The following is a 20,202-nucleotide window of genomic DNA, read 5'->3' as shown; positions in this document are numbered from 1 at the left end:
TCGGCGCCCGTCAAGGTTCAGGCAACCCCGGGTGTACCCAGGTGTTTGAGAGAGGAGCCCCTCGTTGGCCGCTTCGTTCAAGAAGCGGCGGCACAAGGTCCGCCGACGAGCCGACATGTCCCTGTTGGGTGGCATACGCCCGCCTATCGCGGTTTTGTCGGCCTTGCTCCTCGCGTTGGCGGGAGTCACCGCCCTCACTCTCGGCCGGGTCGGCAACGACTCCGTGCCCAAGGCCGTGCTCACCTCTCAGCAGCACTTCGCGGAGGACGGTGCCATCGCGCTGCGTGCCTCCGTCGACGAGAGCGTCATCGACCTGACCCGTACCGCCGCCCTTTTCAACGCCTCCGCACCGGTGTCCCCGGACGCCGTCCTCGACAAGATCGGTAACGTCTACCAGAAGTGGATGGGCACCGCCGTCGTCGAGATCAAGTCCGGCAGACTGCTGGCCGCCCGAGGGGAGAACGTGCCCCTCACCGCCATTGACCGCGGCAAGCTCAAGGAGAAGGACGGCCTTGCCCCGCGCATGGTGCGCCTCCAGAACGGTGAGGTCCGGCTGCTCTCCTTCGGCCTGCTGAGCTGGGAGGGCCAACCCCAGCAGCTCCTCGTGGCTTCCAGCAGCCTCAAGGTTCCGGGTATCAGCCTCGGCCGTGCCCGCGCCCTCGCGGTCGTCGACCACGAGGGCCAGGTCCTCAGCAGCGACGGTATTCCGGCACCGGAACAGGTGGTCAGCGACTTCCAGCGGGAGGAAGCGGCCAAAACGCTCAAGGAAATGAAGGCGTTCGGCAAGACCGCCGCCCTCAAGGCCCGCCAGAACCCCATCAAGTCCAAGGAACCCGGCTCCGGCGGATTCCTCGGTGTCAGCGGCAGCCTCATCGGCGACCGCTACCTCGGTGACCGCTCCGTCGCCGGGTACGCCACCCTGGCCGGCCCCGAACCCGGCGAGCCGACCGTCGCCACTGGCCTCGGCCTCACCGTCGTGGCCATGGTCCAGGTCGCCGAGGACCCCACCAGTACCGCCCCCCCGGTCTACGGCCTGCTCGCCGCGGGCGCCCTGCTGATCATCGGCGGCCTCACCATCGCCTTGTTGATCGGCACCGTGCAGCGCCCGCTGATCCGGCTGTTCCTGGAGAGCCGCCGTCTCACCCGGGGCGACCTCGCCCGCCCGGTCACCGTGCCCCGCTTCGGCGAGGCCGCCCGCATCGGCCACGCCCTCGAACGACTGCGCCACCAGCTCCTCGACCCCAACGGCTCGTCCGACCCGTCGGTGTCCGCCGCTGCGGGCAGCCCTCCGCGCGGCCGCATCCGCGGCCGGACCATCGTCGCCGCCGCGGGCGTCCTGCTGCTGCTGTGGTGCGGCCCGCTCATGCTGCTGATCAACCGCGCCGGCACCTCCGTCGTCGTACCGCAGCAGATGGTCAACGACCAGCGCGAACGCACCGACACCCTCAGCGACCGGGTGCGCCGCGCCCTCAACGAGGGCCACGCCGACCTGGCCTCGGTGGCCTCTCTCGTCAGTGAGACCACCGAGCCGTCCCGGATGACCGAGGTCCTGCGGCGCACCCGCGCCGAACACGCACGCTACGACTCGCTGTACGTGCTCGACGCCCAGGGCACCGTCCTGGCCCACGCCGGGGCCAAGCCCCACGTCAAGCCGGGCGAAGGGCCCTCCACCGAACTGCTGCGCGTCCTCGACGACCGGGGCAGGAAGCCCGTCGTCGTCGGCACCGCGGAGCTCTCGGGCCGCAAGGGCGCCGCCGTCGTGGGTGAGTTCCGGATCGACTTCATCAACTCGCTGCTCAAGCGGCCCGGTCTCGGCGAAGTCCGCGTCGTCGACGCCGAGCAGCGCACCATCGGCGGCAGCAAGGGCTACTTCGCCTTCGAGGATCTGCCCCACCGCCGCCTCGGCGAACTCGTCCAGGGCACCAACCAGAAGGTCGGCATGAACCCCCGGCCCTCCGGCGTCCTCTACCGCAACGGCAGCGACATCCAGATCGCCGCCGCCGCACCCTTCGTCGGCGGTGGCGCCACCAAGCCGCTCGGCTGGACCGTGGTGAGCTGGCAGCCCGCCTCCGGGCTCGCCATCCCCGAGTACAGCCTGCAGAACCGCACCGTCCTCGCCGGACTGCTCGGTGTCACCGCGGCCGCGGCCTGTCTCGGCTGGCTGTACATCGTGGTCGCCCGCCCGCTGCGCGCCCTCGCCCAGCAGGCCGAGGACCTCGCCGGCGGGGACCGTCGTACCGTCCTGTACCCCCGCAACCACGACGAGGTCGGCGCCGTCATGCGCAGCCTGGAACTCATCCGCCAGCAGCTGTCGGAGCGGCGCAAGCGCGACGGTACGAAGTCGCTCGCCGGAAGGAACTGAACCACCGTGCTCTTCCTGTACACCGTGCTGGTGGTCTGCGCCGCGATCCTGCTCGTCGCCGGGGTCGTCGAACAGCGGCGGCACTACGCCAACCTCGAGCAGATCCCCACCCGTGTCCTCGTCAACGGCATTCGGGGCAAGTCCTCCATCACCCGGCTCTGCGCGGGCGCCCTGCGCGGCGGCGAGCTGACCACGGTCGCCAAGACCACCGGCACCGCCGCCCGGTTCATCCACCCGGACGCCACCGAGGAACCCGTCTACCGCAAGTTCGGCATCGCCAACGTCGTCGAGCAGATCGGCATCGTCCGGCGCGCCGCCGCCTACCGGCCGCACGCGCTGGTCATCGAGTGCATGGCCGTGATGCCCGCGCTCCAGGAGATCAACCAGTCCAAGCTGATCCGTTCCACCATCGGCGTGCTGTGCAACGTACGCGAGGACCACCTCGCCGAGATGGGGCCCACCCTCGACGACGTGGCCCGGTCGCTGTGCCGCTCGATGCCGGAGAACGGCATCTGCGTCACCGCCGAGAAGGAACGCTTCCACATCCTGCAGGAGGAGGCGGACGCCCGGAACTGCGAGCTGATCTACGCGGACCCCGAGACGGTCACCGACGAGGAGCTGCGCGGCTTCAGCTGGTTCACCTTCAAGGAGAACGTGGCCATCGCCCTCGCGGTGGCCGAACTCCTCGGCGTGGAACGCAGGACGGCCCTGCAGGGCATGTACGACGCCCCGCCGGACCCGGGCGTGCTGTCGGTCGAGCGCTACCGCACCGACGACGGCAAGCGGCTGCGCTTCGCCAACGTGTTCGCGGCCAACGACCCCGAGTCGACGCTGATGAACATCAACCAGCTGCTCGACCTCGGCGCGATCCACCGCCCGCTCAGCGTGGTCATCAACTGCCGACCCGACCGCGTCGAACGCAACGGCCAGATGGGCGAGATCATCCCCGACCTCGACCCCGAGCACGTGTTCGTGATCGGCCACCCGGCGAAGTCCGCGATCGACGCCATCCCCGCCGAGTTCCGCTCCCGCGCCGTCGACCTCGGCGGCGACCGGCGTGACCCCGAGGAGTTCATGGCCGCGCTGCTCGACCGGCTGGGCCCCGACTCCTCTCTCGTCGCCATCGGCAACATCCACGGCCAGGGCGAAATCCTCCTGGAACACCTCGCGGAACTCCCGGCCGACGACACCGCCGTCCCCGCCGGGAACCCGGCGGACGGTCCCGAGCCCCAGGAGCCGGGCGCCGCCCCCGAGGCCCAGCCCGTCCCGGCCGCCTTCGGCGCCGCAACGCCGCACCCGGCCGACACCCTGGCCCTGTACGCGCCGCGCATCGACCCGTACCAGCACTACTCGGAGGCGTACGAGTCGCGGTACTCGACCCAGCCGATCCCGCAGGTCCACATCCCCCGGCAACCAGCCGCCGAGCATCCGCACCCGCGGGTGGCGGCAGGGCCCCCGCCCCCGCAGCCCGGAGCCGAGCCTCCGGGCCCGCAGATGCCGGGCGGCCCCCGACAGCCCGCCGACTGGAACCGACCCGCGGAAACACCGCAGGCCCCGCAAGCCGCGCAGGTCCGACATACCTCTCAGGCGCTACAGGCCCTGCAGGGCTCATCGGACCAGCAACCCCCGCAGCACCAGCAGCAGCGCCCACGCGGCCTGTTCGAACCCCGCGTTCCGCCCCCACCGCCCGCCGACGACCAGCAGTGGCACAGTCCAGGAGAACAGCGTTGATCCCCTCCGTCCTCACCCCAGAGATCGCCGCCATCGGCATCGCCCTGGGCCTGCTCTTCTCGCTGGTCTGCTACCTCACGACCAACCTGTCACCCGGCGGCATGATCACCCCGGGCTGGCTGGCGCTCACCCTCGTCGAGGACCTCCAGCGGGCCGCCATGGTCGTCGGGGTCACCGTCCTCACCTACCTGGGCACGCTGCTGCTGCAGCGATACGTGATCCTCTACGGCAAGCGGCTGTTCGCCGCCGTCGTGCTCACCGGCGTGATCCTCCAGGCCACGGTGATGATCGTGCTCTCGCTCGAATTCCCGCTGATGTACGCCAACCAGACCCTCGGTTTCATCGTCCCCGGCCTGATCGCCTACCAGCTGGTCCGCCAGCCCAAGGGCCCGACGCTGCTCGCCACGGGCTCCGTGACCCTGATGGCCTACGTCGTCCTCACCGCCGGGATCCTCCTCGGCGTCATGCCCGCCGCCTGACCCTCCTCGGAGCCGACCTCATGAGTGCGAAGAAGAAACGTCCTGTCCTGCACGCCGTGACCGTGCTCGCGCTGCTCGGCGGCAGCGCCTACCTGACTGTCGAACTGCGCAAGGACCAGGAGGCGAAGGCCCCGTCGGTGCAGACGGTCACCGACAGCGCGCTGGACGCGGCCGGCAGCGACAGCGGCGCGCGGGTCTGGGAACGGCTGAAGAACCCCGACCGCTCCGTGCTGCGCACCGGCAGCGGCACCGTGCTGGCCACCTTCACCGACGGGGCCCGCACGGCGACCCTGCGCGGACCGAGCCGCACCTTCACCGAGCCCGCCAACACCAAGTCCCGGATCGTGACCGAGGACTGGGTGCGGCTGATGCCCGAACCGTGGCAGCAGGGCGCCGAGAAGGAGAAGTGGTTCAAGGACTGGTTCAAGCAGTACTTCGGCAGCGAGGAGGACGACATCTTCGCGTTCGCCTTCCAGTACATCGAGGGCGCGCCGGTCAAGAAGGACGACGAGGGCATCCAGTACGCGGGCGACGCCCTCTTCGGCCCGGTCAACGAGGACCTGAGCAAGCACCGGGGCACCCCGCTGCTGGAGCAGTCCGACTTCTTCGACTACCTCGGCATTCCGTACACCTTCCGCGACGGCACCACCATGCAGCCGGAGCAGGCCCGCTACCGCGCCATGGACTGCTCCGGCTTCATCCGGACCGTCTTCGGCTACCGCGCCCGCTACCCGCTGATGGCCACCGACAAGGTCGGCGACGGGCTGCCGCGCACCGCGAACGGCATGGGCCGCTCCGACCTGGGTGCCGAGATCATTCCGCTGTCGGGGCCCGCCCCCTGGTACGAGCGGCCCAAGAACATCGACGTGCTGCAACCCGGCGACCTGGTGTTCTTCAAGATGGACCACCACACCGGCAACCGCCTCGACCACGTCGCCCTGTACCTGGGACCGGACACGGAGGGGCACAAGGTATTCATCTCCAGCCGCAAGGAGGTCAACGGCCCCACCATCGGCGACAAGGGCGGCACCTCCCGCCTCGACGGCAACGGCTTCTACGCCCAGCTGCTGCGCAACGCCAAGCGCCTCTGAAGGCACCCGGGCACCTGGCCGAGGGGCTGTGACCGGGGGGACGGCACCGCGCACGAGCGGACAGCGGCGACGGCGGCACCGGGACCGCCGTCGCCGCTGCCTCCACCGGGACCCCGGGCGCGAGCTCCCTCCCGCCGAGACGGGCGCCGGTGCTCAGCCGCCCGAGACAGCGCTGCGGTCGGCCCGAGCCGGCGGAAACAGCGGTTGGCCAGGTGCCGTCCATGTAGGTGTACGAGCAGCGCCCGGGGAACTGGTGAACGAACCGCTTATGATGTTCCGAGTTTCAGGGTTCCCGTATCCGTGATACGGAGGGCTGCAGGAAGGTGCACCAGGCCATGCGGAGAAGGCCGGCAGAACCCGCGAGAGCCGCTCCCGAGGACGGGCCCGCCGTTGCCGGGCGGGGACGGGTCGCGTCCGGGGCCGCCCACGGGACCTGGCTCACCCTCGGCAAGGACGGCCGGCTCAGTCTCTACGCCCCCACCGACGGCGGGCTGTTGCGGTGGACGGAAACCGTCGCCGGCGGTCCCGAGTGGAGTGGACCGCACTTCGTGGCCGCAGCCGGGCTGACTCACGTGACGGTCGTGCAGGGCGCCGACACCTATGTGCACTTCCTCGGCCGCAGGGAGCGTATCGGCGCGGACGGCTCGCGCACCATCGACGTCGTCCATGCCATCCAGTACCAGACGGGACTCGCCTTCACCGACTGGCGCTCGCTGGGCAACCCCCACCAGGACCGGGGACAGGGCGCGCGACTGGGGCCGCCGGTGGGCGCGATCGCGCCGGACGGCGCCGTCCATGTCTTCGTCCGCGGTGCCCAGGGCGGCCTGATGCTGCGTCGCGAGGCCCCGAACGGCAAGTGGAGGGCCTGGGAGGACTTGCGGGGCGCCGGTGTCGACGCGCTTCCCGCCCCGGTGGCCCTCGCCAATGGCCGGATCGAGATCTGTGCCGCGGCCGAGACGGGAGTGCTCGTCTGGCGCCAACTGGAGCCCGGCGGTGACTTCACGGGCCCACGGGGCTTCTCGCTGGGCCCGGTCCCGGGCACGGTCGCCGCGCTGGAGACCGGCCCGGACCGGCCCACCTTCCTCTGGGCGGACGCCGTCTCCGGTGGCACCGCGGCCTGGCGGGCGGGCGGCTCGCCCGTCGCGCTGAACGGATCCGCGACCGAGGGGCCGTACGCGACGCTGCGCACCTCGCTGGACGGCGACGACTGGGTCCTCCTGGCCCACCGCGACCCGCAGGGCTCCGCGGTGCTCGGCTTGGGCGCCACCGAGAAGGAGGCGGACGGCTTCTGGTGGTACGACCTGGCGGAGGTCTGCCAAGGGGTGCCCGCCCTGGCGCAAGACGGGCGCGGACGGGTGGTCATGGCGCTGATCGGCCCCGACGGCGTGCCGAAGGTGGCACGCCAGGAGGCCGGCGCCGGATTCACCCTCACCCGCTGGCACCGGCTCTGACATTCCCCCTCCGCGCGGGGGCCGCCCGTCGGACGCGGGCGGCCCCGCTGTGAGGGTCAACCGCCGGTCGCCGGGGACTTCTTGGCGGACTCGGGGATGGCGGAGTCGGCACGGACCGCCTTCCACAGTTGCGTCGCCTGGGGCTCCGCGGCCACGACGCGGTTGGGGTCGACCTTGTCGTACTGCACCGGCAGCATGATCGTCTCCATGCTGGAGGGGTCGACTCCGTTCAGACTGCGCCCGAACTCCGCCAGCTTGGTGAGCGAGGCGAGTCCGGAGTCGGTGGTGAGGGCCGCGGTGAGTTCGTCGGCGATCTTGTACGCCTTGGTGGGACTGCCCAGAAGGTCCTGCTTCTTGATCTCACTCAGCATGTTCAGCATGAACTGCTGCTGGAGGCTGATGCGTCCGAGGTCGCTGCCGTCGCCGACGCCGTGCCGGGTGCGGACGAACTGCAGGGACTGGGTGCCGTCCAGACGGTGTGTGCCGGCGGTCAGGTTCAGGCCGCTGGACTTGTCGTGGATGTCCTGCTGCACGGTGACGGTGACCCCGCCGATGGCGTCCACCAGCCCCTTGAAGCCGGCGAAGTCTATCTCCACGTAGTGGTCCATGCGGATGCCGGAGATCTGCTCCACGGTCTTCACCACGCAGGCCGGGCCGACCTGGGCGTAGATGGAGTTGAACATCACGCGGTTCGCCGACGCCACCGTGGTGCCGTCGGACTTCGTGCACTCGGGTCGGGTGACCAGGGTGTCGCGGGGGATGCTGATGGCGACGGCCTTGGTACGGCCCTCGGGTATGTGCATCACCAGTGCGGTGTCGGAGCGGGCGCCGGAGACCTTTCCGGTGTCCAGCGCCGCGTTGGCCCCGGCCCGCGAGTCGGAGCCCAGGATCAGCACGTTCTGCCCGGAGGTGGGCAGCTTCTCGGGTCGGTCGTCGCCGATGGCCTTGTCGATGTCGACGCCCTTGATGTTGCCGTCGAGGCCACTGTAGAGCCAGTAGCCGACGCCTCCTGTGGCCAGCACCAGCACCAGCAGCGTCAACAGCACGATGCGTCCCCAGCGTCTCCTGGTGCGCGGGGGGTGCCCGCCGGCCGGTGCCTCCGGGGCACGCCGGGCCTCCGTCGTGTTCGACATCGTGTTCGGTTCCTCTCCTTACGGGCTCCGCGCCGGCGGAGTGGCAGGGCCCGGGTGGGGGGAGGCCGGCCCACTGCGTGGTCAATGCAGTGGGAGAACTATAGGCAACTCGACCTGCAGGTCTTGCGGGTGGGCGACCTGGGGGGTGGTTCATCGGTGCGCGTGTTGATCTCTCTTGACCTTGCTTAAGATTCACCTAAGATGTCGAACCTGTGATCGACGGTTGAGGGGGGCCTTTACCGGAGGTTACGGAATCGTGCGATGTCCCAAGCGGCCAGGGGGCCGGCCGGACATGCCGAGCAGGGGGTGGGCGTCCACTGTGGAGTGGTGTGCCGTCTGGTGGGCGAAGTGCGTTGGTAGGAGTACGAGTTGGCGGACCATCCGCGTCTGAGCGTTGTCGTCCCGTTTCAGGACGTGGAGGTCTACCTCGCCGAGTGCCTGGAGTCGATAGCGCGCCAGTCGTTCCGCGACTTCGAGGTGATCCTCGTCGACGACGGCTCCACTGACAGGTCCACCGGGATCGCTGAAGACTTCTGCGCTCGTGACCCGCGCTTCCGGCTCATCCGCCAGGAGCCGCACGGCCCCGGCCACGCCCGCAACACCGGCCTGCGCGCGATGCACCCCAAGGGCGAGTTCCTCGCCTTCGTCGACGGCGACGACGTCATCCCCGAGTACGCCTACGAACTGCTGGTGCGCACCCTGACGGAGTCCGGCTCGGACTTCGTCTCCGGCAACGTGCAGATGATGAACTCCACGAAGAAGTGGCAGTCCCCGCTGCACAAGGGCCCGATGCAGAAGAACCGGCGCGGCACCCACATCACCAAGTTCGAGGCGCTGATATACGACCGCACCGTCTGGAACAAATTGTTCCGGCGGTCCTTCTGGGACTACCACTCCATCGAGTTTCCCGAGGGCGTCCTGTATGAGGACTCCTGGGTCAACATGTTCGCCCACTTCCGGGCCGAGAAGGTCGACGTCATCACCGACATCGTCTACTTCTGGCGGCGCCGGGAAGGAGGGGCGGCTCCTTCGATCACGCAGCGCCACACCGAACTGTCCAACCTGCGCGACCGGGTCGCGGCGGTGCAGTCGGTCAGCCGCTTCCTCGCCGATCCGCGCTCGGGCCGGCACGAGGAGAGCAAGCGCAAGTACGACCTCGCCTGCCTGAAGTCCGACCTGATGCTCCACCTGAAGGTGCTGCCGGACGCCGGCGAGGAGTACCGCGAGGCCTTCATGCAGTGGGCCAACGAGTTCCTCGACGAGGCCGACCTCACCATCATCGACGAACTGCCCGCGGACGCCCGGGTCAAGTGGCACCTGGTACGGGCGGGGCGGCTGGCCGAGCTTCTCGAAGTCATCGAGTTCGAGCGGCGCGGCGGTCCCATGCCCGTACACCGTCGCTTCCACCGCTACCTGAAGTACCCCTACCTCGGGGACCGGGAGGTGGGTCTGGACAAGAAGGCGTACCGCCTCGACAAGGAATTGTCCCTGCACGGTTCGCTCACCGGGACCAGTTGGGACGCCGACTCCGACCTGCTGACGCTCACCGGCACGGCGTACATCCGTTTCATCAACGTGCACAAGAAGCACATGTCGGTGAAGGCGATCGCGCTGCGCAACAAGAAGCAGGGGCGGACGCTCGTTGCCCCGGCGAAGACCACCTACGCCCCGCAGGCCACCGAACAGTCGCAGCAGAACCGTTACTGCTACGACTGGGCCGGCTTCGAGGCACGCTTCGACACGAGCCGCCTGAAGCAGAAGGACAAGTGGGTCGAGGGCACGTGGGACGTCGCCGCCGGTGTCCTCAGCCGCGGGCTGTTCCGCTACCGGGGCATCGACCGGGGCGCCGCGGGCAGCGCAGCCAACCCGCCGTACCGGTACGTCGACCGCAACACGCGCATCCTGCCACTGTTCGTGCAGGGCAAGCTCAAGCTGCGCGTGGAGATCGTGCGCTGCCGGATCACCGGACACCGCGTCGTCGGTGAACAGCTCGAACTGCGCGGCGTCTACCTCGGCCCCACCGTGCCCGAATGGGGCAAGTTCCGGATCACCAACATGGGCGGTGCCGGGCGCCACGACGCCTGGGTGCGCTTCACTCCCGGCGGCGAAGGCTGGTGCACCTTCACCACCCGGCTGCCGCTGCGCGCCCTCGTCCCGGGATTCCGGACCGACGCCCAGGGCGAGGCGGAGATCCCGCAGTCCTGGAGCATGGGCAGCAACGGCTGGAAGACCACCTTCCATGTCGAGGGCCGGAAGATGACGATCTACCCGGTCATGGCCGAGGACACGGCCGACGGGCACTACCGCATGCCCGCCTCGCTGCAGACCCGTGAGAGCGACCGCGAGGTCGTCGTGCACCGTAACGGCTCCGGCTATCTGGTCCTGTTCGAGCGCGCGACCCTGCCGACGGCGACCGGCTTCGCCTGGCGTGAGGACGGCTCGCTGGAGATCCACGGCCGGTACGCGGCCACGGACCGGCTCTCCGAGGCCGAGTACCGGTCCGCCCACATGGTCGTACGCTCGCGGGCGCACGGCGCCGAACGCGACGTCCCCCTCGTCTGGGACGGCAGGAACTTCCGCTGCGTGCTGACCCCGGCCGCGATGCGGACCCTGGCTGGCGACATCCCGCTCGCGGCCGGCCGCTGGGACTTCTTCCTGCGTCGCCAGAACCTCTCCGCGGTGGCCCGCGAGGACCGGCTCGAAGACCTGATGGTGAAGATCGAACAGGATCTCGTGGCCGCGTTCCCGCAGGAGTACGAGGAGAACGAGCGCCGCTACGAACTCCAGGCGGAGGCCTACGACCGTCTGAGCCTGCTCGTCCACTCCGCCATGCCTGACCACGCCCGCGGCCCGTACCGCCAGAAACTGCTGCGCACCAAGGCCTATCCGGCGGCCCGGCGCACAGCGGTGCGCCCCGCGGTGCTCTTCGACACCTTCAAGGGCACCCAGTACTCCGACAGTCCCCGAGCTCTGCACGAGGAATTGCTCCGGCGCGGCGTCCACCTCGACCACCTGTGGGTCGTGCGCGACGACCAGGTTCCGCTCCCCTCGAGCGTCACCGCCGTCCGCATGTGGTCCCCCGAGTGGTACGAGGCGCTGGCCACCAGCCGGTACATCGTTGTCAACAACCACCTCCCGGACTGGTTCGTCAAGCGCGAGGGTCAGGTGGTCGTGCAGACCTGGCACGGCACACCGCTGAAGAAGATCGGCCACGACATCGAGGCCATCCACTTCGCCGACCAGCGCTACCTGGAACGGGTCGAGAAGGAGGTGCAGAACTGGGACATGCTGGTCTCGCCCAACAGCTTCTCCACCCCGATCCTCAAGCGCGCCTTCGGCTTCGCGGGCGAGATGGTCGAGTCCGGCTACCCGCGCAACGACATCCTGCGCCGCTCCGGCATGGAACAGCGCGAGCAGTGGATCCGCCGGCGCATCGGGCTGCCCCGAAACAAGCGCATCGTGATGTACGCCCCCACCTGGCGCGACGACCAGTTCTACGCACCGGGCAAGTACAAACTCGACTTCCGCATCGACCTCGCCGACGCCCGCGCCCGGCTGGGCGCCGATCACGTGCTCCTGGTCCGCCGTCACCCCAACGTGGTGGACCCGGTGCCGGGGGCCGGTGACGGCTTCGTCTTCGACGTCTCGGACTACCCGGACATGGCGGATCTCTCCCTCATCACCGACGTGATGATCACGGACTACTCGTCCCTGATGTTCGACTACGTCAACACCGGCCGCCCGATCCTCTTCTTCACTTACGATCTCGACCACTACCGTGACACCCTGCGCGGCTTCTACTTCGACTTCGAGCGCAGCGCGCCCGGACCCCTCGTGTCCACCTCCGAGGACCTGGTGACCGCCATCCGCGACATCGACCGCATCCAGGACGCCTACGCCGAGCGCTACCGCTGGTTCCAGCGCGAGTTCTGCGACCTGGACGACGGGCACGCCTCCGCGCGGCTCGCCGACCGCATGCTGGTCGCGGGTGGCGACCTCGCACGCGAGGACGCGCACGCTCCGGCGGTAGGCACCGTCGACACCCGGCACGCGGGCCGCGCGCTCACCCCGCTCCAGTGGGACGCCCAGAACTGGTTCACCTCGCAACGGCGTACTGCGCAGCAGCCCCGGGCCGGGGCCGGCACGATGATGGGAGCGGTGCCGACCCAACCGGGCCCGGCGCCCCGCCCCTCCCCGGTCGGCCAGCAGGCACCCGCCGGGCAGACTCGGTCCGCAACTCCTTCCCGGACACCGCAGTTGACGGCCACACGGCTTCAGCAGCCGTTCGGACGGTCCGCGCCGCCGCAGTCGGGCGACGGCCGGGCGCACGAGGACGTGATCGTGTGACGCCGACGACGGTCGACCATGTCCCGGGAGGGCCGCCCCGACAGCCGGCCGCCCCGAACGGCCGTCGGCAGTGATGACCGCGCCCGTGAAGCAGCCGGAGGCGGCCACCACACCCGGCACCTGCAGACGCCCGGACGGGTGTCCCGTCGGCGCATCTTCAGCCGGTCCGCACCCGGAGCAACAGGGCGAAGTGGTCGGACACGCCGGTGTCACGCACTGCGCACCGGACGCGGGGCAGCCCGGTGAACAAGTAGTCCAGCTTGTGCCCGGAGACATGGGTGGCCCGGCCGGAACGGGACGACGCGGACGCCTGGTCGCACTCCCGGTGCGTGCGGTAGGGACCGCCCGACCAGACCCACGAGGCGGGGTTGCGCGGTCCCGGCGGATCCACGTTCAGATCACCGCCGTAGACCGTGCGCCGTACGGGCACCGCGGCTGCCAGCGCCTTGAGCTGGTCGTCGCGCAACTCCCAGTCCGGGTGGGCGCGGTCGCTTCCCGGCGGGCTGAGGTGGGCGGTGCACACCCGGACGTCATGCGCTGCGACCGTGGCACAGAGGATGCCACGCCGCAGTCCTACGGAGGGCTGCTGTGCGGCCACCGCGGTGACGGCGGACAGCCGGTACGACGAGAGCAGCGCGAAACCGGCGGCGCCCTGCCCGGGCTCGGCGCAGCGCACGACGCCGGTGCGGCCCGAGGCGTCGCGCCAGGTGTAGGGCCGGAACTCCGTGTGCCAGGTCCGGCCGAGGGTTCCGCGTACCGTCTCCAGGTCACCGGCGCAGGCCTCCTGCAGGAAGACCACCTGGGTCCCGGACCGGGCGACGAGACCTTCCAGCTCGTCCTGCTTCGCGGCGCGGCTCCCGGTTCCCCGGCAGTTCCACTGCTCCACACCGCACATGTTCCAGGTCGCCACGGTGAGCGTCTGCTCCGAGGCGAAGGAGCGGGTCGGCCCGGACGTCTGTACCACGGTCAGCACGGTGGCGAGACCCAGCAGCGCCGCCACGGCGGCAATGGCCCTGCGCCCGGGGCGTCCGCGGTGGCCGGATTCGGGCCGGGGGGTGGTCCAAGGCATCAGGACATCATGGTCGGTCGGCCGGTCAAACGCCAAAGAGTGGAATCTCAGCATGTCTAAAGCACCCGCGAAGGGCCGCCAGGTGATCCAGGGGATAGACACCTCCGGCGGCCACCCCGTCGAGTACCGCTTCTCCCACGCGAGGAGCGGCAACCGGCACCTGATGGTCGTCTTCGCCAACCTCTTCGCTCCGGACGACTACGGCTGGGCCACCGGCATCCTCGACAACCTCCGGTCCAACATTCTCTGGATCCGTGACCGGTTCGACGGCGGCAACACCTACTACCTGTGCAAGGACATGGACTTCGCCGTCGAGAGGTCCGTGATCGGGCTCATCGCGAAGGTGGTGAAGTCCCTCGGACTCACACCCGGCGACGTCACCCTCTGGGGCAGCTCGAAAGGCGGGAGCGCGGCCCTGTACTTCGGCCTGAGGTACGGATTCCGCAACATCGTCGCCAGCGTTCCGCAGCTGCGGGTCGGCACGTTCGTACGCGACGTGTATCCGGACGTCGGCCGGCACATGCTGGGCGAGGCGATGCCGGACGACAACGTCGGTGTCCTCGACGCGATCCTGCCCGGCCTGCTGGAGTCGGGTGCGAACCCGGACGCGCACATCTACCTGGTGTCCTCGCCGCAGGACGAGCAGTACAGCAGCCAGGTGGAGCCCTTCCTCGGGCTGTTGCAGCGGTACCGCAACTTCAACTTCATCTTCAGCGAGTCCCCGTTCATCAGCGACCACGGGAAGGTGACCCAGCGCAACACGCCGCCCCTGCTCGGGATCGCCTACCTGCTGGTCGAGGGAATCGCCCCCCGTATCGGCCTCACCCGCCACGGGTACGAGGAACCCGACGCCGACAGGTCGGAGATCGACGCCTATCTGAAGTCGACCTCGGTGGTGCAGGACTCGTTCGCCCCACCTGTCGTGACCGTGCCCGCGGTGGACGAGACGCTGAGCCCCGAAGGCGTTCACTTCGCGGGGCATGCGCCCGGAGCCGTGCGCGTGAGCATCTGGGAGGACGGCAGGTACCTGGCGTCCTCCCCGGTCGCCGCCGACGGTGGCTGGGTCTGGGACCGGGACAAGCCATGGAGCGTGGGCCCGCACGTGGTCAGGCTCTTCTCCGTGGACGCGAACGGCTACCAGTCCGCACGCACCGATGTCCGGTTCACCGTCTCCGAGCACGCGGTGGCGCGGTCGGGCGCGCACGTCATGAACGTCTCGGCCGGTGCGGCATCCACCGGGTGCTGAGCCCACCCGAGTTCGCAGCACATCAGAGACTGGATTCACGTACATGTCCAAAGCACCCGCGAACGGTCGACAACTGCTTGTCGGCATCGAAGCCTCGGGGACGTTTCCGGTCGAGTACCGGTTCGCCCATGCCAAGAACGGCAACCGGCACCTGGTCGTCGTCTTCGCCAACTTCTCGGCCCCCGACGACTACGGCTGGTCGAACGGAGTCTTCGACAACGTGCGGGCCAACATCCTGTGGATCCGTGACCGGTTCCACGGAATGAACAGTTACTACCTGTGCAAGGAAATGGACTTCACGCTGGGGGAGTCCGTCGCCACGCTGATCTTCAACGTCATGAAGGCCCTGTCCCTCACTCCGGACGAGGTCACCGTGTGGGGCGGCTCCAAGGGCGGCAGCGCGGCACTGTACTTCGGGCTGCGCTACGGCTTCCGGAACATCGTCTCCATCGTGCCGCAGTTCATGATCGGGACGTATGTGCGGAAGGTCCACCCCAGGGTGGCCGCCTTCATGCTGGGGGAGGGGGTGCCGGAGGAGAACGTGCGGGCCGTGGATGCGATCCTGCCCGACCTGGTCCGCTCCGAGACCAACCGCACCGCGAACATCTACCTCCTCTCCTCACCCCAGGACGAGCAGTACCCGGATCAGGTGGAGCCCTTCCTGGGCCTCTTCCAGAGGTACGAGAACTTCAACTTCATCTACAGCGAGTCGCCGTTCATCACTGATCACACCCAGGTCACCCGGCGCAACGTACCCGCCCTCATGGGCATCCTGAACCTGCTCGCGGACGGCCTCCCACCGCGCCTCGGCCACGTCCGCAACGGCTACGAGGAACCCGACCGCGACCGGTCGGCCATCACCTCCTACCTCACCGCCACCTCCGTGGTGAGAGGGGATGAGTTCCCGCCGCCCGTGGTGACGGCGCCGGTGCCGCAGGAGGAGGTGTGCCGAGACGCCGTACGGTTCACGGGCTACGCCAGGGGCGCCGTCCGAGTGGTCGTGTGGGAGCACGGCAAGTACCTGGGGCAAACCGATGTCGCCGCCGACGGCAGCTGGTCCTGGGAGCTGGGCAGGGCCTGGAGCGCGGGCGAGCACCCGGTGAAGCTCTACGGGGTGGCCCCGGCGGGCTTCCAGACGGCGCGGATCGAGGTGAACTTCACTGCGGTGGACGGTGTGGGCGTGGCCGCGCCCGTCCCGGCAGCTCCCGGGATGCCGCCTGTGAGCCGGGACGCCGTGCTGTCGACGGTGAGGGAGAGCCCGTACGCGCCAGTGGTACTGGAACCCATGGCCCACGAGCAGGTGATGGACCTCCGGGTGGTGTTCGCCGGGTCCGCCACGGGCGCCGCCCAGGTGGGATTCCGGGAGAACGGCGTACTGCTGGGACGTGCCGCGGTCGCCCCGAACGGCAGCTGGTCGTGGGACTCGGGCCGGCCCTGGAGCGGGGGCATGCACGTTGTCGACGTCTTCACGGTGGACGCCTCCGGTGGCGAGTCACCGGTGACCCAGGTTCCCTTCACCGTCATGAACACCTCTGCCGGGACGGCGACGGCCCCGTACCACGGAGGGAATCACTAGGCGGAGTGCGCCTTCCGGCCGGGTGCACAAGAGGGCCTCCGCCGTCGGCGGAGGCCCTCTTCAGCCGCAGGTGTGCGGGACGGCTACGCCGGAACCGAAGCGACCCCCGGCTCCAGGAACCGCTTGCCGTTCACACGTTCCGAGACGCCCTCGCGGTCCAGGTACGGCGTGATGCCGCCCAGGTGGAAGGGCCAGCCGGCGCCGGTGATCAGGCAGAGGTCGATGTCCTGGGCCTCGGCGACGACGCCCTCGTCGAGCATCAGGCCGATCTCCTGGGCCACCGCGTCCAGGACGCGGGCGCGGACCTGCTCCTCCGTCAGGACCGTGTCGCCCTGCTTCAGGAGCGCGGCGACCTCCGGGTCCAGCTCGGGCCGGCCGGAGTCGTACGTGTAGAAGCCGCGCTTGCCGGCCTCGACGACCGCCTTGAGGTTCGGGGAGACCTTGAAGCGGTCCGGGAACGCCTTGTTGAGGGTCTCCGAGACGTGCAGGCCGATCGCCGGACCGACCAGCTCCAGCAGGACCAGCGGGGACATCGGCAGGCCCAGCGGCTCCACCGCCTTCTCCGCCACCTCGACCGGGGTGCCCTCGTCGATGACGTTCTGGATCTCGCCCATGAAGCGGGTCAGGATGCGGTTGACCACGAACGCCGGGGCGTCCTTGACCAGGACCGCGGTCTTCTTCAGCTTCTTGGCCACCGCGAAGGCGGTCGCCAGCGAGGCGTCGTCCGTCTGCTCGCCGCGGACGATCTCCAGCAGCGGCAGGATCGCCACCGGGTTGAAGAAGTGGAAGCCGACGACCCGCTCGGGGTGCTTCAGCTTCGACGCCATCTCCGTCACGGAGAGCGAGGAGGTGTTGGTCGCCAGGATCGCGTGGGCCGGGGCGACCGCCTCGACCTCCGCGAACACCTGCTGCTTGACGCCGATCTCCTCGAAGACGGCCTCGATGACGAAGTCGGCGTCCGCGAAGCCCTCGGCCTTGTCCAGGACACCGGAGACCAGCGCCTTGAGGCGGTTGGCCTTGTCCTGGTTGATACGGCCCTTGCCGAGCAGCTTGTCGATCTCGGCGTGGACGTAGCCCACACCCTTGTCGACGCGCTCCTGGTCGATGTCGGTCAGGACGACCGGGACCTCCAGGCGGCGCAGGAAGAGCAGGGCCAGCTGGGAGGCCATCAGACCCGCGCCGACCACGCCGACCTTCGTCACCGGGCGCGCCAGGTTCTTGTCCGGGGCGCCCGCCGGACGCTTGCCGCGCTTCTGGACGAGGTTGAACGCGTAGATGCCGGCGCGCAGTTCGCCGCCCATGATCAGGTCCGCGAGGGCCTGGTCCTCGGCGTCGAAGCCCTCCTGCAGGTCGCCGTTCCTGGCGGCGGCGATGATGTCCAGGGCGCGGTAGGCGGCCGGGGCCGCGCCGTGCACCTTGGAGTCGGCGATGAACCGGCCGCGCGCGACGGCCTGGTCCCAGGCCTCACCGCGGTCGATCACCGGGCGCTCGACCTCGATCTCGCCCTTGAGGACGGACGCCGTCCAGACCAGCGACTGCTCCAGGAAGTCCGCACCCTCGAACAGCGCGTCGGCGATGCCGAGTTCGTAGACCTGCTTGCCCTTGAGCTGCTTGTTCTGGTTGAGGCTGTTCTCGATGACGACCGTGACGGCCTTGTCCGCGCCGATCAGGTTCGGCAGCAGCGTGCAGCCGCCCCAGCCCGGGACCAGGCCCAGGAACACCTCGGGCAGCGAGAACGCCGGGAGGGCCGCGGACACCGTGCGGTAGGTGCAGTGCAGGCCGACCTCGACGCCGCCGCCCATCGCCGCGCCGTTGTAGTAGGCGAAGGTGGGGACGGCCAGCCCGGCGAGCCGCTTGAAGACCTCGTGGCCGCCCTTGCCGATGGCCAGCGCGTGCTCGTGCTGCCTGAGCAGCTCCACGCCCTTGAGGTCGGCGCCGACCGCGAAGATGAACGGCTTGCCGGTGACGCCGACGCCGACGATCTCGCCGTCCGCGGCCTCCTTCTCGACCTGGTCGATGGCGGCGTCGAGGTTCGCCAGCGACTGCGGGCCGAAGGTGGTCGGCTTGGTGTGGTCCAGGCCGTTGTCCAGGGTGATGAGGGCGAAACGGCCCGCGCCCAGGGGGAGGTCGAAGTGGCGTACGTGCGCCTGCGTGACGACCTCGTCCGGGAACAGCTCGGCCGCGCCCTTCAACAGCTCAGCGGTGGTGCTCACTTGTCGCCTCCGTCGAAGTGCGGGTTCTCCCAGATGACCGTGGCGCCCATGCCGAAGCCGACGCACATGGTGGTCAGGCCGTAACGGACCTGCGGCTGCTCCTCGAACTGGCGGGCCAGCTGCGTCATCAGGCGGACGCCCGAGGAGGCCAGCGGGTGACCGAAGGCGATCGCGCCGCCGTACTGGTTGACGCGCTCGTCGTCGTCCGCGATGCCGTAGTGGTCGAGGAAGGCCAGGACCTGGACGGCGAAGGCCTCGTTGATCTCGAACAGGCCGATGTCGGAGATCGACAGGCCCGCCTTGGCCAGGGCCTTCTCCGTGGCCGGGATCGGGCCGTAGCCCATGACCTCCGGCTCCACGCCCGCGAAGGCGTAGGAGACCAGGCGCATCTTGACCGGCAGGCCGTTCTCGCGGGCGAACTCCTCGCTCGCGATGACGGAGGCGGTGGCGCCGTCGTTCAGACCAGCCGCGTTGCCCGCGGTGACCCGGCCGTGCACGCGGAACGGCGTCTTGAGGTTCGCCAGGTTCTCCAGGGTGGTGCCCGGGCGCATCGGCTCGTCGGCCGTGACCAGGCCCCAGCCGGTCTCGCCGCCCTCGGGGTTGGTGCGACGGACGGAGATCGGCACCAGGTCGGCCTGGATCCTGCCGTTGGCGTACGCCTTGGCGGCCTTCTCCTGCGAGCGCACCGCGTACTCGTCCGCGCGCAGCTTGGTGATGTGCGGGTAGCGGTCGTGCAGGTTCTCCGCGGTCATGCCCATGAACAGGGCCGACTCGTCGACCAGCTTCTCGCTGACGAACCGCGGGTTGGGGTCCACGCCCTCGCCCATCGGGTGGCGGCCCATGTGCTCGACACCGCCCGCGATGGCGACGTCGTACGCGCCGAAGGCGATGGAGCCGGAGACCGTGGTCACGGCGGTCAGCGCACCCGCGCACATCCGGTCGATCGAGTAGCCGGGGACCGAGGTGGGCAGGCCCGCGAGGATGCCGGCGGTGCGGCCGATGGTCAGGCCCTGGTCGCCGATCTGCGTGGTCGCGGCGACGGCGACCTCGTCGACCTTCTGCGGGTCGAGGCCGGGGTTGCGGCGCAGCAGCTCCCGGATCGCCTTCACGACAAGGTCGTCGGCGCGGGTCTCGTGGTAGATGCCCTTCGGGCCCGCCTTGCCGAACGGGGTGCGGACGCCGTCGACGAAGACGACGTCCCTGACGGTACGAGGCACGATGGCTCTCCTCCAGGGTGCGGGATGGCACTGCCGCGCTGCGCTGAGCGCGCGCTCAGGCCCCATGCTACTCATGGGTAATGTAGCTGCCCAGCCCCCACGCCCACAGCGGTGAACGTCACACCGGACGTCATACCAACGGAGGAGCCGTCGAGCCCCGTGGCGTCAGCACGGGAGTCGGCACGGGATGTGGGCCCGGACCCTCCCGCGTGAGCACGCCGAACAGCGTGCGGGCCACGTCCGCGCCGAAGCCGTCGATGCCTCGGTGCGGGCCGCCGGCGCCATGT

12 protein-coding genes and 1 pseudogene are annotated in these 20,202 nt (G+C 69.7%); 8 read left to right on the top strand and 5 right to left on the bottom strand.

From position 1 onward, the window contains the following. Positions 1 to 115 precede the first annotated feature (115 nt). The 5 genes from ACX25U_RS08315 (at position 116) to ACX25U_RS08295 (ending at position 7,114) form a co-directional block, all read left to right on the top strand. On the top strand, positions 116 to 2,362 hold the full coding sequence (locus ACX25U_RS08315) for a HAMP domain-containing protein (protein ID WP_454394157.1): 2,247 nt from the start codon (positions 116 to 118) through the stop codon (positions 2,360 to 2,362). Between the two features lie 6 nt (positions 2,363 to 2,368). After that, complete coding sequence (pgsB, locus tag ACX25U_RS08310; RefSeq protein WP_454390118.1) at positions 2,369 to 4,093, top strand: poly-gamma-glutamate synthase PgsB; 1,725 nt, start codon at positions 2,369 to 2,371, stop codon at positions 4,091 to 4,093. Continuing rightward, on the top strand, positions 4,090 to 4,572 hold the full coding sequence (locus ACX25U_RS08305; protein ID WP_365774225.1) for a poly-gamma-glutamate biosynthesis protein PgsC/CapC: 483 nt from the start codon (positions 4,090 to 4,092) through the stop codon (positions 4,570 to 4,572). Before pgsB ends, ACX25U_RS08305 begins: the two co-directional genes overlap by 4 nt. A 20-nt stretch (positions 4,573 to 4,592) precedes the next feature. After that, positions 4,593 to 5,663 carry an NlpC/P60 family protein gene (locus ACX25U_RS08300; RefSeq protein ID WP_454390116.1) on the top strand — a complete coding sequence of 357 codons (1,071 nt, stop codon included), beginning with the start codon at positions 4,593 to 4,595 and terminating at the stop codon, positions 5,661 to 5,663. A 335-nt stretch (positions 5,664 to 5,998) separates the two neighbouring features. After that, positions 5,999 to 7,114, top strand: a complete 1,116-nt coding sequence (locus tag ACX25U_RS08295) for a hypothetical protein (protein ID WP_454390114.1) — start codon at positions 5,999 to 6,001, stop codon at positions 7,112 to 7,114. 56 nt (positions 7,115 to 7,170) lie between these two features. Here ACX25U_RS08295 and ACX25U_RS08290 read toward each other — a convergent pair whose 3' ends face one another. Continuing rightward, a complete protein-coding gene (locus ACX25U_RS08290) occupies positions 7,171 to 8,247 on the bottom strand; it encodes an LCP family protein (protein WP_454390112.1) in 1,077 nt (358 codons plus the stop codon). A 369-nt stretch (positions 8,248 to 8,616) separates the two neighbouring features. Between ACX25U_RS08290 and ACX25U_RS08285 the strand changes: the two genes are divergently transcribed. Then, positions 8,617 to 12,594: a CDP-glycerol glycerophosphotransferase family protein gene (locus tag ACX25U_RS08285; RefSeq protein ID WP_454390110.1), complete on the top strand. Its 3,978-nt coding sequence runs from the start codon at positions 8,617 to 8,619 to the stop codon at positions 12,592 to 12,594. Positions 12,595 to 12,751: 157 nt separating this feature from the next. Here the strand turns inward: ACX25U_RS08285 and ACX25U_RS08280 are convergent, their stop codons facing one another. Beyond that, positions 12,752 to 13,663, bottom strand: coding sequence for an endonuclease/exonuclease/phosphatase family protein (locus ACX25U_RS08280; RefSeq protein WP_454390108.1), 912 nt, complete (start codon positions 13,661 to 13,663; stop codon positions 12,752 to 12,754). Between the two features lie 52 nt (positions 13,664 to 13,715). Between ACX25U_RS08280 and ACX25U_RS08275 the strand changes: the two genes are divergently transcribed. Further along, the gene (locus tag ACX25U_RS08275; RefSeq protein WP_454390106.1) at positions 13,716 to 14,909 is read left to right on the top strand and encodes a hypothetical protein; all 1,194 of its coding nucleotides are present in this window, start codon (positions 13,716 to 13,718) and stop codon (positions 14,907 to 14,909) included. A gap of 43 nt (positions 14,910 to 14,952) precedes the next feature. Further along, entirely contained in the window at positions 14,953 to 16,485 is a 1,533-nt protein-coding gene (locus tag ACX25U_RS08270; RefSeq protein WP_454390104.1) for a hypothetical protein, read from the top strand. Between the two features lie 83 nt (positions 16,486 to 16,568). On the opposite strand, the gene ACX25U_RS08265 is transcribed toward ACX25U_RS08270, so the two are convergent. From ACX25U_RS08265 to ACX25U_RS08255, 3 genes and pseudogenes are all read right to left on the bottom strand, one after another. Further along, the gene (locus ACX25U_RS08265; RefSeq protein WP_454390102.1) at positions 16,569 to 18,698 is read right to left on the bottom strand and encodes a 3-hydroxyacyl-CoA dehydrogenase NAD-binding domain-containing protein; all 2,130 of its coding nucleotides are present in this window, start codon (positions 18,696 to 18,698) and stop codon (positions 16,569 to 16,571) included. Then, positions 18,695 to 19,915 carry a thiolase family protein gene (locus tag ACX25U_RS08260; protein ID WP_454390100.1) on the bottom strand — a complete coding sequence of 407 codons (1,221 nt, stop codon included), beginning with the start codon at positions 19,913 to 19,915 and terminating at the stop codon, positions 18,695 to 18,697. Before ACX25U_RS08260 ends, ACX25U_RS08265 begins: the two co-directional genes overlap by 4 nt. 130 nt (positions 19,916 to 20,045) lie before the next feature. Continuing rightward, positions 20,046 to 20,174, bottom strand: a pseudogene (locus ACX25U_RS08255) (LacI family transcriptional regulator); the annotation flags it as partial. Positions 20,175 to 20,202 lie beyond the last annotated feature (28 nt).

This window comes from Streptomyces sp. JNUCC 63 (assembly GCF_054366325.1).
The sequence above is the reverse complement of the archived record's forward strand: the minus strand, read 5'-3'. Positions and strand labels throughout refer to the sequence as shown.